Source organism: Spiroplasma sabaudiense Ar-1343, assembly GCF_000565215.1.
Taxonomy (GTDB): domain Bacteria; phylum Bacillota_I; class Bacilli_A; order Mycoplasmatales; family Mycoplasmataceae; genus Spiroplasma_B; species Spiroplasma_B sabaudiense.
The window spans coordinates 1,044,157-1,059,492 of record NZ_CP006934.1 but is presented as its reverse complement, the minus strand read 5'-3'; the positions used below and the strand labels follow the sequence as shown (position 1 = coordinate 1,059,492).

At 29.2% G+C, this 15,336-nt stretch carries 14 protein-coding genes; 6 read left to right on the top strand and 8 right to left on the bottom strand.

Annotation, left to right across the window (positions count from 1 at the left end):
* Nucleotides 1–82 precede the first annotated feature (82 nt).
* Nucleotides 83–3,067: a DEAD/DEAH box helicase family protein gene (locus SSABA_RS04795; protein WP_025251459.1), complete on the bottom strand. Its 2,985-nt coding sequence runs from the start codon at nucleotides 3,065–3,067 to the stop codon at nucleotides 83–85.
* Between the two features lie 199 nt (nucleotides 3,068–3,266).
* Between SSABA_RS04795 and SSABA_RS04790 the strand changes: the two genes are divergently transcribed.
* The 4 genes from SSABA_RS04790 to SSABA_RS04775 all read left to right on the top strand — a co-directional run bounded on the left by SSABA_RS04790 (nucleotide 3,267) and on the right by SSABA_RS04775 (nucleotide 7,169).
* Entirely contained in the window at nucleotides 3,267–3,917 is a 651-nt protein-coding gene (locus SSABA_RS04790) for a PD-(D/E)XK nuclease family protein (protein ID WP_025251458.1), read from the top strand.
* Nucleotides 3,918–4,067: 150 nt separating this feature from the next.
* The gene (locus SSABA_RS04785) at nucleotides 4,068–4,532 is read left to right on the top strand and encodes a hypothetical protein (protein WP_025251457.1); all 465 of its coding nucleotides are present in this window, start codon (nucleotides 4,068–4,070) and stop codon (nucleotides 4,530–4,532) included.
* A gap of 273 nt (nucleotides 4,533–4,805) precedes the next feature.
* Nucleotides 4,806–5,231: a peroxiredoxin gene (locus SSABA_RS04780; RefSeq protein ID WP_025251456.1), complete on the top strand. Its 426-nt coding sequence runs from the start codon at nucleotides 4,806–4,808 to the stop codon at nucleotides 5,229–5,231.
* A gap of 186 nt (nucleotides 5,232–5,417) precedes the next feature.
* Nucleotides 5,418–7,169 carry a hypothetical protein gene (locus SSABA_RS04775; RefSeq protein WP_025251455.1) on the top strand — a complete coding sequence of 584 codons (1,752 nt, stop codon included), beginning with the start codon at nucleotides 5,418–5,420 and terminating at the stop codon, nucleotides 7,167–7,169.
* 184 nt (nucleotides 7,170–7,353) lie between these two features.
* Here the strand turns inward: SSABA_RS04775 and SSABA_RS04770 are convergent, their stop codons facing one another.
* From SSABA_RS04770 to rnmV, 4 genes are all read right to left on the bottom strand, one after another.
* Nucleotides 7,354–8,307, bottom strand: a complete 954-nt coding sequence (locus tag SSABA_RS04770) for a hypothetical protein (RefSeq protein ID WP_025251454.1) — start codon at nucleotides 8,305–8,307, stop codon at nucleotides 7,354–7,356.
* A 69-nt stretch (nucleotides 8,308–8,376) separates the two neighbouring features.
* On the bottom strand, nucleotides 8,377–9,090 hold the full coding sequence (locus tag SSABA_RS04765) for a GHMP family kinase ATP-binding protein (protein WP_025251453.1): 714 nt from the start codon (nucleotides 9,088–9,090) through the stop codon (nucleotides 8,377–8,379).
* Complete coding sequence (gene rsmA / locus SSABA_RS04760; protein ID WP_025251452.1) at nucleotides 9,080–9,895, bottom strand: 16S rRNA (adenine(1518)-N(6)/adenine(1519)-N(6))-dimethyltransferase RsmA; 816 nt, start codon at nucleotides 9,893–9,895, stop codon at nucleotides 9,080–9,082. Before rsmA ends, SSABA_RS04765 begins: the two co-directional genes overlap by 11 nt.
* A 16-nt stretch (nucleotides 9,896–9,911) precedes the next feature.
* Nucleotides 9,912–10,439, bottom strand: a complete 528-nt coding sequence (rnmV, locus tag SSABA_RS04755) for a ribonuclease M5 (RefSeq protein WP_025251451.1) — start codon at nucleotides 10,437–10,439, stop codon at nucleotides 9,912–9,914.
* 89 nt (nucleotides 10,440–10,528) lie between these two features.
* Between rnmV and mreB the strand changes: the two genes are divergently transcribed.
* Together mreB and SSABA_RS04745 are read left to right on the top strand one after the other, a co-directional pair.
* Nucleotides 10,529–11,569 carry a rod shape-determining protein gene (gene mreB / locus SSABA_RS04750; protein ID WP_025251450.1) on the top strand — a complete coding sequence of 347 codons (1,041 nt, stop codon included), beginning with the start codon at nucleotides 10,529–10,531 and terminating at the stop codon, nucleotides 11,567–11,569.
* A 172-nt stretch (nucleotides 11,570–11,741) separates the two neighbouring features.
* Nucleotides 11,742–12,773 carry a rod shape-determining protein gene (locus tag SSABA_RS04745; protein WP_025251449.1) on the top strand — a complete coding sequence of 344 codons (1,032 nt, stop codon included), beginning with the start codon at nucleotides 11,742–11,744 and terminating at the stop codon, nucleotides 12,771–12,773.
* Nucleotides 12,774–12,825: 52 nt separating this feature from the next.
* On the opposite strand, the gene SSABA_RS04740 is transcribed toward SSABA_RS04745, so the two are convergent.
* From SSABA_RS04740 to SSABA_RS04730, 3 genes are all read right to left on the bottom strand, one after another.
* Nucleotides 12,826–13,779, bottom strand: coding sequence for an ABC transporter permease (locus SSABA_RS04740; RefSeq protein WP_025251448.1), 954 nt, complete (start codon nucleotides 13,777–13,779; stop codon nucleotides 12,826–12,828).
* Complete coding sequence (locus SSABA_RS04735) at nucleotides 13,779–14,483, bottom strand: ABC transporter ATP-binding protein (protein ID WP_025251447.1); 705 nt, start codon at nucleotides 14,481–14,483, stop codon at nucleotides 13,779–13,781. The genes SSABA_RS04740 and SSABA_RS04735 overlap by 1 nt, the downstream gene beginning before the upstream one ends.
* Nucleotides 14,484–14,557: 74 nt before the next feature.
* Nucleotides 14,558–15,172: a hypothetical protein gene (locus SSABA_RS04730; RefSeq protein ID WP_025251446.1), complete on the bottom strand. Its 615-nt coding sequence runs from the start codon at nucleotides 15,170–15,172 to the stop codon at nucleotides 14,558–14,560.
* Nucleotides 15,173–15,336: the final 164 nt, after the last annotated feature.

Here is a 15,336-nt window from a genome sequence, read left to right as displayed (position 1 = left end):
GGTATCGCTAATGTTGGTGTTTTTCGATAATGTAGTTGTATCATTAAATAAAACCGAGCTAAGTTTTAAATTTGTATAAATTTTAAACACAACTATCAACTTCGATTTTAAAGTAAAGACCTTTGTTGGTATTTGGTGATATTTTTTTTGACAAAACCCGACCCTTAAATTCAAAAACCTCATCGTTAAAATTTTTTTTCAAAAGAGAATCCTTGTAAAAGACAAAAATTGTTTCAGAACTTAAAAATTCTTGACAAGTTTTATTTTTTTCACTCCAGTCATCTGGCGAAGGCCAACCCATGGTGTTTTTAGATTTGTCATAAAAATTTTGAAAGTCATACTTTTCTTTTCCTGATGGATCGCTGGCTCAAATTATAAATTTATTTCTATTTTTGTTTTTAAAAACCCCTTGAATTAATTGAATACTGAATTCATTTAAATTCGAAATTCCAGCTAAAGCTAATGATTGCCTTTTTGTAAAATAAGTACCTACAAATTTAAGTTCGCTATTTATTTTTTTACTTGAAATTAAATTTTCATATTTTAATTTATATTTTAACAAAAAGAGAATCTCCCTGACTAAATATTGATTTTCTTTTGAAAATATAATTTCATTAAAATCTGTGGTCCCAAATTCTTCATTAATCTTTGACAATGAAGAATAATTATAAAAAAAGGAATGAACAAAAATATTATCAATTAATTTGTCACCAGAAAGAATAGAAGAATTTATAATTGAAATGAATTTAGAAATTAACTCATAATTGTTAATTCATAAAAATTGCTTCATTATTGATGTCGATTTAAATTTAGCTCTGTTTTCTTCGAAAAGAAAGCTTTTTAGTCCATTGTTATTACCTTTATAGTAAACATCACTTAAAGACAAACCGGTTTCTAAAAAGAAGTTCTTATAGGAAATGAAATTATTAGATATATCACTGCTGCTTAAATTTTTGAAAATGTTTTTTCTGTTCTGGACGGCATTTTTGATTGCTTCCATAACTTCTTTTTGGACTTTGGTATCTAAAAAAACATTTGACCCTTCTGGTAGCAGATCATTAAGATTATCTAAAGAATGTTCAAATGTTAGTCTGTTGTTTTTGTTCAAAAAAGCATTTAATATGTTTATCGGACTATAATTTTTGTTAAATTTCATATCAACATTGTTTACAAAGTCTAATACCTGCAATTTTTTATCTAATTTTCATCTTAAACCTCTTCCAAATTGCTGTATATAAAGTGTTAGTGACTGAGTAGGTCTTAAAAAGATCAAATGATTGACATCGGGTACATCAATTCCCTCATTGAAAATGTTGACAACACATAAATAATTGAAATCCTTATTTTTAAATCTATTAATTGTATCGCTTCTAGAATTTTTCTGATCGGAAATCAAGCACTCTGACATGAGTCCTTTAGATTTTAAGAAACTGTTAACACTTAATGCGTGCTTTTGATCTACACAAAAAATCAAAACACTGTTTTCAATAACTTTTTGATCAATATATTTAACAATATTTTTATAAACAAAATCATTTCTCAAATTTGTTCTTAATTTTTCAGAAATTTCACTTGTGTTTTGAAGACTGATTCCTGAAATATCCACTGAATCATCTTTAATAAAATAGTAATCAAATTTAGAAAGCATATTTTCAGATACGGCATCCCATAGTCTTAACTCAAAAGCATACTCTCCATCAAAATATTCGTCTTTAATATTGGTACCATCTTCTCTTTCTGGGGTCGCTGTAAGTCCGATAATTTGGTTACTTCTATTAAGTATATTGTAAATTTCTGTAAAGCTTTTTGCTTTAACGTGATGAGCTTCGTCAAAAATAACCAAGTCAAAGTCCTTCTTAATTAATATTTCCTTATAGTTCAATAATTTTTGAACCGTTGCAAAGACGTAATCTTCTGTTTCTAGGTTGGCTTCGCATTCCCCAGAAAATTCAACTCCAAAACCTTGATCATTTATTAATTTTCTGAATGTGTTCATTGCCTGTCTAATTATTTCAACCTTGTCGGCGATAAAGAGCATTTTAGGCTTGATCCCATTATTTTCGTTTATTTGATTTAAATAATCTAAGGCTGCGACAATGGTTTTACCAGTGCCCGTAGCCATTACAACTAGGTGTTTTTTAAGTTTTTGGTCTCTTCTGTTTTTAAGTGCATTTAATGCTTCTTGTTGATAGTTTTTGGGAATAATTTTTTCGTGGTTAAAAATTAATTTATTATTATTTTTATAAAAGTTTTGGTTTTCAATTATTTCTTTAACCTCTTCATCGTTATTAATATTAACTAAATCAGGATTATTTCACAGCAACTCAAAGTTATAAACTATTTCCTTAAACACATAATTATTCTCAAATTCGCTTGTTTTATGATTTCATTCATTTCCGGTAATCATCCCAGTTGTTGTGTAATTACTGCTTCCGACGTATGCGCTTCCAAACCCATTTTCTCTTTTAAAAATATAACTTTTCACGTGAATTCTTGAAGAATTTTTCTTAAATAAATTTTCTATTTTAACTTCTATGTCTACATTATTAAATTCATTTACTATATTTCTTAATCCATCCAAATCTAAAAAAATACTTTTTCCATCAAAAGTTGTAGTTAAAATTTTTATTTTTATGCGTTTTGATTCACAAATGTCTTCCAAAAATGGTCGTAAATGTGTATTTATCATGTGTCTTGAAAAAAATGGAGCTATAATGTTTATTTCGCACGAAGTTAAAAATTCCTTTTTAAAATCCTTAAAAAAATCCTTATTTGTGTATATGGCATTATTTGAAAGTGTTTTTTCGAATTTTTGGCCTTTATAAGACATTTTGTTAGAAAATTCCTCGTAGTCCAATAGATTTAGCATGGAGTTAATAATTTTGTTTTTAGAATCATAATCAGGTAGACTACTAATTTTTTTTCTAACTAAGTTGTTAAAGTGGCTAATCAAAAAGTCTTCTTTATTATCTAAAATATTAATGTCATCATTACTTTTTTCTTGCTTTCCCTCTAATAAGATTTCTTCGTATGCAAGAGTTTCTTTATCTAATTTATCTTTTTTCATATAAAAATATTATATGATCTAAGCATACAATTCAAGATCTTATCAAAGAATTATATTAAATATCATTTTGCCTTAATAAAATTTTTAATTACAATTAATTGAAAAATATATTAATAATTTGAAATATATTTATTATATAAATTTATAAAAACAATAACAACAATTATAATCATATATAATAAAATAAAAGGAAGAAATTATGAAACTAAAAGATTATTATCAACAACCCAAGGTTATTCTTTTGGAAGAAGGCCACCAATATATTAATACAGAAAATAATGAAGTTATTAACCTACCTAGCGCAAGCGAATTAATTAGTTATTTTTACCCATTTAATAAAGAACTAGTTGATCCTGAGATTCTTGAAGCAGCAATTAATAAAGGAATTTGCGTCCACAATAATCTTAGCCAATACTTAAGAGGGTTTGAAGACCACTATTGCGAGCATTCTTTACAAGGCGGGACAGTTAGAACCCACATTAATGAATACCATTGAATTAAAAACAAACTAAATTCCATTAAAGAAAAAGAGGTTTATAGTGAATTGTCGCTATCAAATGGTAAATTTAATGGTACTTTTGACCTTTTATATTTAGATAAAAATGACAAATGACACCTAGTTGACTTTAAAACAACTTCAAGATTAAATCATGAGAAAGAAATTTTGCAGTTAAAGCTCTATGAAATTCTAATCCTGGGCCTGTTCCCTGAAGTTACTCAAATTGATTATTTTGAAGTTTATAACAGTCGCAATGAAGCTCATTACAATTTTACAGAAGAGCAAATTCACCAAGCCCAACAACAAATTGAAGAACTTAGAAAAACTATCGAATATCAAAATTGCTTTTAATGGTTGAAAATACATCATCAACCTGACAATTAACTTTGACATTATGGTCCAACAATTAAAGTTTTTAAATAAAACACTTATTATTTACCTAAAAGATGAAACTAAAAGCAAAAAAATGTATACTTTAAGTGTATAAAAGAGGGTTTAAAGATGTCAAATAGTTTAATTCATGAAATATTAAAAAAGAAAGAAATCACAACCGACGATAGAATTACTTTTAGAACAATTTTGGATGTGATTTCAAGTTTGTTTACAGACGAAAATAATATCTCAAGCTTAACAGGGACCTATAAAATTAGTGAAAATGAACAGGTCTGATTTCCTAATTTTGTCTTGGACAAGAATCGCGAAAAAGAAATTCTTAATGGTTATGCAACTTATCCAAGTAAAGATTTAACTAAAATTTTTCAAGTCGACACTCACAAAACAACAGAAAACCGCATTAAGTTATCACAGAAGCAAAAAAATCTTAATTTAGTTGTTTTTGGTAAGTTTTTTGAGAAAGAAAAAATTGGTTACCACTTCTTAGGAGTCTTTGTTTTTGATCGCTTTGCAGATGAAGATTGCAAAGTCATGGTCTACAAAAGAATTTCAAAAAAATGCATGCTTAGATAATAATTATTAAAGTAAATTTTTTATTTTTTAACACATTTTTTAATAAAGGTTTATTATCTTAGTAAGGTTCTGACTAATTGACAGTAGTCTCCGACCTCTTGATTTAAAGCATTAAATACATAATCTTAAATCTCTATAATTTAAAAATACAATAATATTTTAAAATGCTTTAGATCTTGCAAAATTATAAGCTTATTATTTGCAGTAAAACTAATGCTGTGATTTTATTATCCTAATTTTTTATTTCTAATCAAAAAATAGAGGAGGTAAAATATGAATTGAAAAACCAAAAAATACATGCTAGAAAATAGTGAATCAAAAATGCTAAGTGAATTGACCGGTCAAAAAGGATTGGTATTGTTCTTTTACCCAGTCGCAAACGCAGATCACTGTGCAATGGAATTAAAAGCTTATGAAAAAAAAGCAATGGCAATTAACGATAAGGGCTACAATGTTGTAGGAGTTTCTAGAGATAGCGTTCCTGAACAAGAAAAATTTGCAAAATCTTGCATGATAAATTTCTCCCTAATAAGTGACTCGGACTTAACTTTACACAATGAGTTTAAAGTAATTACAAGTACTGAACCCGCAGAGGAAGACAGATCTACTTTTATTTTAGATAATAATTTAAATGTTTTACATGAGCTTAGAAGTGTTGATACATCAAGTCACATTGACGAAGTTATTATGAAACTGTAACAATTAATTTTTAAAGCCCCTCAGCTCAAACTGCTGAGGGGCTTTAAATTTGATTAGTTAATCACTGCCTTTATAATTTATAATTTAAAAAAAATAAGAGTTTATAACACTTATAGTTGTTTTTTTACAATAAACACTTATAATGTTAATATGCTAAAAGCCAATTATGAAAAGGAAAAAACAAACATGAAAAAATTACTATCAATTCTTGCAACATCAAGCATTGTGGTTTCAGCACCACTTAGTGTAATTGCTTGCAACAACAATACAACAAACCCTGAGGAAGAATTTGACTTTGATGCTGTCAAAAATGAAATGATCTCAACAGTTGGAGCTATTTTTCAAAAAAATTTAAAAAATGATTTTGATAAGTTTTATAGCTTATATGAGAAAAATGAAATTTTTGAAAATTGAATGGTTGAAGACTTTGCTGAAAAAGCCGAAGACTTCAATGACATTAAGTCAGATGCCTTTGTTGATGTCAGCAACACAATAAGTTCAAAAGTCATTAATTGAAATAACATAATCTCTGAGGTTAATAGCCAAGTGGTTAAAAATATTAACTTCTCACAGCTGTTGATAAATTCTCAAAATCCACTAAAGGGCGGATTTTCAATAAGTACGATTAAAGTTGTCTCAAAACCGCTAGTAAATTCTGTTACTTTACAAGTGGGTATTCAAAGTAGCGTTGCTTTTAAAGATAAAACCGGGGAAGAAGAGTCAGAGGATATTAAATTTGAATCACTAATTAATATTTTTGGAGAATTAGACACTGCAAAATTATTTGATCAAGCAAAAGAAAACTATTTTAACTTAATCAATGATGAAATTAATGCAAACAATTTTACTTACAAAAGTGATAAAGGTAACCTTAAAAACAGTGCGACTGCAATTAAAACTGATTTAGAATTAAAAAATAACATAAATACTTTAATTGATAAAGTTGTTAGCGATACTGGTGGATTTGAAAGGGCTGGGGAAGTTATCCTAACAACAAGCGAAGCTGACTCACGAGACTCTTCAGTAGTTTACACCAAAGTTGAATACGTAAAAAATCACATTAATCTTCGAAATGCCCTTTGGGGTGACAAAGAAATTGAGGATAGAATTTTAGATGATTTAGGAAATAATGACTCTAGCTTTGCAAATCAACCAGTAGAAACAAAAATCCCAGATATTGATAATAAGATTGAAGGCTTTCAAGGAATGGCAAAAGCAATGAATCCTTTTAATTTAGAATATAACTATAGTAATGTTTCAAAAGCCACTTTTAAGGATTTACTTGAAAAACAAGGTTCTAAATTTGTCATTAATCCAGAAAAAGACGAAAACGTTATTGCTTTATTTAAAGCCGAGATTTCAAATTTTAAAATAAAATTTTTGAATACCGAATTTGAATTACCAAAAGTTTTAATTGGTGTTCGTCAAAAATTGAATCAAATTGCAAATACAAAAGAATTAGTTAGTCAATTTTATAGCGACTCTTGATTTTTGCTAAAAGCTCTTTTTAATATTGATGAAAATACAACTCAGGAGTCTAATCCCGATTTAGTTTTTTATATTAATAAACCAGAGAGATGAAATGAAATTCCAGCAGGAACATCTGTTCTGGCAAGTGACTACTTTGATGACTTAATCGATTCAAACCCAGAGGCTTTAGCAATTGCCAAAAAACTTGAATTAACACCAATCCTTGCTAGTTCCACTTACTTAACAAATACTAGTTTAGGATCAATGAGAATTACAGAAGATGGTTATGTTCATTTTTATAGCGAAACTGCTACAAACCCTCAGAATTTCAATGTTAGAATTAGCTATTTTTCATCTGGACTTGCAAACAGTGCTTCAAAAAGCTACTTTTCATTTGGAACAAATATTGACAGATTAACAGTTGATCAGATTATGAATAATGCACCAAGTGGAATGAAATTTAAATAAACTACAAAATAATTAAATTCATAGTATAAGATTGTAAATCAATTGTCTGTTGGACATTTATTAATAATTACATAAAAAAATCAGCATAATTAATACCATAATGGTATTAAAAAGAGCTGATTTTTTTGTTTTAAATTTAATACTTGTAAAATTCAAAAATTTTTAATATTTTACATGTAGATATTTAGTCAATTACTACCAAAAAGTTTGTTAAATAATTTCCTACACCTTTTTCTTGCATTTTATTTGGCGTTGCCACTAATAAAGTATACATTCCTGATCGGCTTTCTAATACTAAAGCTATCTTGGGGTTTTCGGGAGTTGAAAGATTGAACACGATTTTAGCGCTTATATAAGTATCATTTCCAAAAAATATTCAAGTTGGATCTTCTGCTTTCGTTCATTTGTCGTTTTCAAAACGAGAAATTGGAGCAGCGACATATCAGCTTTCTACATGCAATTGGCTTTCTTCAATTTTATTTAATTTTATATAAGTTTTTATTTCATTGATGTATTCTACTAGGCCAACAAATTCTGTTTCTTGTCCGTTTGTTATTACTTGACCTTTTTGAAACTTAAATGTTTGTGAATTTTTTGGAGTCACTTCAACTATAAATGTATTTTTATAACCCCCAGACAATTCATTACTATTAAATTTTTGATTTTTATCATAACCATTTAAGTCTATATAAGTTGGATTGTTATCAATTTCAACTATTGTATAAAAATCAAAAAAACTTTCAGTTTCGTTGTGCTCAGTTACTACTGCGTTGGTCCCAATAATTTCGTATTTTTCTGATTTTAAAACTTTTTCCAAGAGAAGTGCATCTCTTCTTTTGCTTGAGTTGCTAGGCTCTTCAAAATTACTGATGCTACTTTTAACGGTAAAATCTTCGTAGTTTGTTTTTCCTAGTTTTTCCCTAGAATCAGTAATAAACTGTTTGAAGCTTTCTGTTTCATCATATATTCCTGGAAGAGCTTGTCCTTTATTTTCATCAGCATAGCGGCTGGTGTCAACGCTATAATTCAATTCTAAAATCTCAACATTTTGTTCTTGTGATTCTTGATTATTTATTATTGGTAGCAAGCTTGAACAACTAATTGCTGCAACACCAATAAGGCTAATTATTTTTTTCATACAAATTATCTCCATCTGCCACACCACCCACCCTGCTGTAAATGATATTAACTTTTATTGAAAATTTTATTAATCCGCGTTTATTTTAATAAATGTAGAACCACTTCCACTTAAAATTATTTTCTCATGACTTTTATAAACACCTAAAAGCTCAGGATAAAGCGCCAAGCAAGCTTGGGTTAAACTATTTTTATCACTCAAAAATTTGTTGTCAAAAATTTCATCATACTTTTGATAAACTTTTCCTGTGTTGCAATTAATTTTTGGACTCAAAATCAAATCTTTTTTATAAATTTTTTCTTTAACACTGATCGGCATTATTTTTTGACCAAAACCCTTAACAACTGCACTTTTAAAATTTGAAGCAAAAAAATAACTATCAAAACCAATTTTTTGACAGACTTTTTTTATCAAAAATGGAGATAATTTTTTTTCAAAAATAATTGCCATTAAATTTAGTGTTGAGATAGCATTACTACTTCCCCCGCCAAGCCCAGAGCCTAAAGGAATGTTTTTGATTATTTTGATTTCAACCCCAGTTTTCAATCTGTAAAATTTTAAAAACATTGCTGCGGCAATAAAAGCATAATTATTTGCGTTATTTATTTCTGAAACATTTGTTTTTAAAGTTATGCCAAAGCTTGAACTTTTTTTAATTTCAATCACATCATATAAATCTTCAACCATTGTAATTAGGGAATTTATTTTGTGTAATTTATTTGGTTTTTTATTTGGCTGAACTTTAAGATACAAATTAACTTTGGCATATGCTTTAATCTTCATTTTTAAAGTCACCCACTAGTTTGTAAATTTGCAAATACTCAGAAGTGCTAATTACTTCTGGACGTAATTGAAAATCTATTCCCAAACTTTCTAAAATTTTTTGTGCCCGACTTTTATCACCGATTAAATTTCCTAGATTATTTAAAATTGTTTTACGACGGTTGTTAAATAATTTTCGCACCATTTCATTTACCTTTATTTTATCCTCCAAACCAATATTGAAGCTTGGTTTGTTAAAGTTAAACGAAATAATGGCTGAGTCAACTTTTGGAACGGGATTAAACATTTGCTTTCGAACCGTGAACTCATATTTTTTGTGCGAATATAGTTCAGCTGCAACCGATAAGTTATTATAATTGTTTTCACCAACCGTGGCGGTAATTCTTTGAGCCACCTCTTTTTGGGTCATGAAAATTGCTTTATCTAGATGCTCTGAGTTCAAAAATGTTTTGAAAATTATTTCACTTGTGATGTAGTAAGGAAGGTTTGAAATAATTGAAATTTTTTTATAAATTTTTTTTTGGTTTTTTAAGTAATTACTTAAATCAAAAGTTAAGATATCAGCCATTACTAGCTCAAAATTATTATTTGGAATCTCTGCTTTTAAAAAACTTTCAAGATCTTTGTCGATTTCAATTGCCAAAACGTGGCGGTATTTCTCAACCAAAACCTTTGTTAAAGCTCCTTGTCCTGGACCAATTTCAATAACCAGCTGGTCGGGTTCAGAATCCAGTAGACTAATAATTTTTAAAATTAAATTTTTATCGGTAATAAAATTTTGACCAAATTGTTTTTTTGCAAACATTGATAATTCCAACTTTCTATTTTAAAATTTTATTTATATCTTCAACTGTTTGACCACTTCAGTTTAATCATTTAAACAAAGTCTTAGAATTTATTTTACTTGATCAGTTAAAATAACTTGCAATAATTTTTCGATTGCTAGCCAAATAAAAATCGTGTTTAATATAATCTTCTCAGGTAATTGATTCAAGCCCCACCTTAGAAAAAATAATCGATGCACTTAAGGCAGTTTTAATTTGCATCTCATCAGCTTCGGCAATGCCAATTTTTTCTTTTGTTCAGTTATCAGGTCGAGAAATAAAAGCGTTAATAACCTCTTGGCTTAATCCTAAATTGATTTGTTCGCGAATTTTTTGACCGGGTCCATCTGGATCGGTAAAGATAATAATTCCGCGAGTGTTATTTATTTTTTCTAAAATATTTAGTAAATCAGAATTAACATTTAAACCATTTGTTTCGATTGTTTCAATTTGAGAACCAAAAATTTTTTTTAATTTTGCTGTATCTGTTTTCCCTTCGACTACTATCAGTTGTTTTATCTGCATTTATTCACACCTTTATTGCTATAATAGTAGCATTTTATTCTGAAATATTATATAATTTATGCGAAGGGTTTTCTATAGAGGAGGATATAATGGCAGATTGAAATAGTAAAAAAGAATTCGTAGCCCTTGACTTAGGAACAGCAAATATAATTGCTTATTTAGGAGGACAAGGTATTATTTATAACGAACCTTCAACAATGGCATACAGCACTAAGACAAACGAGGTATTATTCGTTGGAGAAAGCGCTTACGATATGATAGGAAAAACAAACGAAGATATTCGTATGGTAGTTCCTTTAGTCGACGGAGTTATCTCAGACATGGATGCAGCCAAAGATTTAATTAAAATTATTTTCCAACGTATTAAAGTTGGGGAAGTTTTAAAAAATGCTTTAGTTGTTCTAGCATGTCCAAGTGGAGTTACTGAATTAGAAAGAAGTGCTCTAAGACAAGTTGTTTCAGATATGGGAGCAAAGCATGTTTTAATTGAAGAAGAAGTAAAATTATCAGCAATTGGAGCGGGGATTAACATTGACTTACCACAAGGTAATTTAGTATTAGATATTGGTGGGGGAACTACTGATGTTGCAATAATTGCATCTGGAGATATTGTTATTTCAAGATCATTAAAAGCTGCTGGTAACTCATTTGACGAAGAAATTCGTAAATACATTCGTTCAGAATATAATGTTCTAATTGGTGATAAAACTGCAGAACAAATTAAAAAAGAAATTGGTTCATTAGCTAAACTAGATAACTCAAGAACATTTAGAGCATTTGGACGTGATGTAATTTCAGGATTACCAAGAGAAGTTATTGTGACCCCAGAAGAAATCAGAAATGCGCTATTAGCACCATTTTCAAAAATTACAGATTTAATTGTTGAAGTAATGGAAAGCACACCTGAAGAACTAGCTGGAGACATCATTAAAAACGGTATCACTATTTGTGGTGGGGGAGCATTATTGAGAGGTATTGACCAATACTTTTCATCAATATTCCAACTACCAGTTCGTTGTGCTAAAGATCCATTATTGACAGTTATTGAAGGAGCTAAACAATACGAAAAACGTATTGATGACTGATTTGAAATTGCTTCAATAAGAGATAAAAACGAACACAAATTTTAAGAATAATAACCCAAAAATCACTTTATAAGTGATTTTTTTTCTTTTTTTCGTTAAATATATTATATTCTTTAACTATTTTTTACACAAAGGTGAGATTTTTTGCTTCAAATTATGTATAATATTTACGAGTCAATTATTTTCTTAAGAATTGTCTTAATGAAAGGAACAAATCATGGCTAAACAAAAGAAAGAAAGAAAATTTATTGCAATGGATTTTGGTTCTCACTCAACAAGAATATATATTGAAGGTTTGGGAATCGTATTTGATGAAGCAACAGTAATGGCATTAAACACTAAAAATAGAAAAATTTTAGCAATTGGTAATGAAGCCGCAAAGTTAGTTGGAAAGACTAATAATTCAACAAGATTGGAATATCCCCTAAAGAATGGGGTTATTGCAAATATCGAGGTTTTAAAAGAATTTATCGGAGCCGCTTTAGGTCAATACCAAGATGATTTAGTTGGATCAATTATGCTAATTGCTTGTCCGCTAAGTGTAACTACCTTAGAGAGAAAAGCGCTAGTTGATCTTGTTAAAAACTTAGGAGCATATTATGTGCAAACTGAGGATGATGTTAAAATGGCCGCTCTTGGAGCTGGTTATGATATTTTTGAACCAACAGGAATTTTATCCCTGGACATTGGAGCTGGAAAAGCAACTGCTGGAGCAATTTCAGCTGATGGAGTAATTTCATATAAATGAACTAAAGTTGCTGGAAATGCCCTTGATGAAGAAATTGTAAAATACATTCGTGCAAGATACAACATGGAGGTTGGTGTTGTAACTGGTGAAAAAGTTAAAATCAATATTGGAACTTTAATTAAAACTAAAAACCCTTTAAAAATTAAAGTATTTGGACGTGAAGTCGTTTCAGGAATGCCCAAAGAGATTGTTTTAACAGATTCAGAAATCAGTAAATTGGTTCAAGTTTGCTTTGGAAACTTAACAGTTTTAATAACTAGTGTTTTAGAAGATACCCCAAATGAATTAGCTGGTGACATTATTCGCAACGGAATCATCGTTACTGGGGCAATGAGTGGAATTCAAGGAGTTAAAGACTTCTTTGAAGACTTCTTTGAAATCCCTGTTAAAGTTGCTAAAAATGCCTCAACAGCCGTTATTGACGGTGCAGTTCTTTACAAGAAAAAAATGTTGCAATTAATGGAAGAAAAAATTGAAAATAAAGAAAATTTGTATAACTAAAAATTGAAATAATTAATAAAAAAATAAGTCTTGCGACTTATTTTTTTTGACTTTATAAATTGAAATTTTTTCTATTAAAAATGTGGTTTCCCAGATATGAAGATCCACATCCAAGCGAAAGCAGAACTATTGGTGAAGCTATTTGTCAACCAAGGTTTGCCTTAACTAAATTATTAAAAGTTAGTGTCACAGTAGTGTTTTCTGAAATGATATTTTCAACTACCGTTTGGTTATTCTCTACATATTGAAAGTTTAACGGAGAAACTATTAGCGACTGAATTGAAAAATATTTGAAATTTAACATTCATTTTGCTGGCTCATATGCCACTGAAGCAAATAAGTTAATTACTGAGGTTACAATAATATAAACCGATATCATTGAAATAATTATTAAAGCTAATGCTGGTTTATCTGAAAATATAATAAAAAATAAAGTGTAAATTCCTACAAGTGCTAAAATGAATATAAAGAAAATTAATCCATACAATAAAACAAGTCCCATAAATTGATTAGCGTCATAAGCTGTTGCTGAAATAATTATAATAACCAAAAATGAGGGCATAAAAATAGCAAAACAAGTGAATAAAATAAATAGTAGTTTTGATACAAATATTTGAGTTCTTGATAGTGACAAAGTCATTCAGACCCCAATTTGGTTATGACCAATTTCTTTTGTAAAACTCAAGTGCGCAAAGGTCATAATAACAACTGTGAAAAATATGATTGCAGGAGGTCCAAATAAACTTGAATTTAATACCTGTGAAATTGTCATTGGTGATGAACCGCTTCCTGATGAACCATTTTCGTGTTGAGTTTCAGAAAGAATATGTAAAACTTGGATAAACGGTCGATTATAGCCAAATTCTGTGAATGGAAATACTGTTGGAACCATTAAAGAAACAGTAAATAAAAATCAACAAATTGCGAAAAATAAAACTAGTTTCCAATGAATCTTTAGATGAGTGAAAACAATTCTATTATTTTGAACAAAAACATTCTTTTCCATTATAAAACACTCTCCTTTGTATATAATTTTTTAAAACGTTCATTAATTTGATCAATGCCGTTTTTTTCAACTTCAAATTCTTCAATTAAGCGTCCATCTTTTATGAAACCAACCTGGCTACATAACTTGGCAACTTCCTCAAAAATATGAGAGCAGATTAAAACTGTTGTCCCGTAGTCTTTTTGAAGTTTGCGAATCAAATCATTGAACTGTTCTTGCATAATTGGATCTAGTCCTGAAGTTGGTTCATCTAAAACTAAAAACTTAGGCTTATTCATAGTGGCACAAATAAGGGCAATTTTTTGTTTCATCCCTTTTGACATCTTTTTGATTTTTTGATTTGCATTAATATCAAAGTGTTTCAACAATAACTCTACAAAATCTCAATCTGCATCTTTTTTTAAGCCGTGCACAAGCTTCAAATATTTAATACCTGTCATATTGTTATATAGACTTACTTCACCTGAAACATATCCAGTGAACTCCATCAATTTTTTAGAGTTGGTAACAGGGTTAACCTCGTTAATTATAATTTCCCCGCTATCTGGTCTAATAAATCCTAAAATTTGACGAATCATAGTACTTTTACCAGCTCCGTTGGGTCCGATAATTCCATAAACCTTACCATCTGGAATTGTTAAATTTATATCAAAGTTTCCGATGTTTTCAGAATACTTTTTATTTAGATTACTAATTTTTACCATAGCTCAATTCCCTTTCAAACAATAATTATCATATCACAAAAAAAACTAGCATTTCCTACTAGTTTATTTATATTTTATCCCTGGCTAATTAAAATTTCTTTAATGGTGAAAACTGAATTAACAGAAGAAACAGCACCCTTTGAATAGGCTCTTGTTGTACCTTGTAGGAAGGCTTCCCCATTAAAATAAACTATCAATTCAAATGAATTTTGCACCTTTTGAACAGCTCATCCAGTCTTGCTTTCAAGTTCTTTTGTTCCATAAAAGGTTATGTGATCACTTGAGACACTTTTATTTTTTAATGTTTCATATGGGCTGCTTTTAACAATTTTACCACCCTTGAAATATCCACCGATCTCCCCATAAATTGTGGTTTGATTCATGCACTTGACATCATCATAAGTTAAACCTTTTTCTGAAATATTTCCTAGACGAACAGTTTTTGAGTGGACTGTGTCACTTCATCCTCGACTGGCTGAAGATTTAGCCGAAATGTCAACGAACGGACGATTTGTTGGTGCAGTCCAGTAAGCAACATCAGGACCATCACAACTTCTTGGTTGAAGTTGGATTTCTTCGTTTTCATTAAGTAAATTATAATTTATATTTATATTTTTGTTGGCTACCGAAGTTGCAACAGCTGATGCATTAATCGATGTAATTGCTAAAACTGATAATAAGTATTTCATAAAAACCTCCATTTATTTTTTGATTATAAATTGTTAGTAAATATTTGCTAGCACTTCCAAAGACAGAAATAAGTAAACAAGATTTGTTTTGGCTTGTTTATAATGAACCCTTAAATAATTTTAGTGGCAATATTATTATACTACTTCTTAATAATTTTTACCTA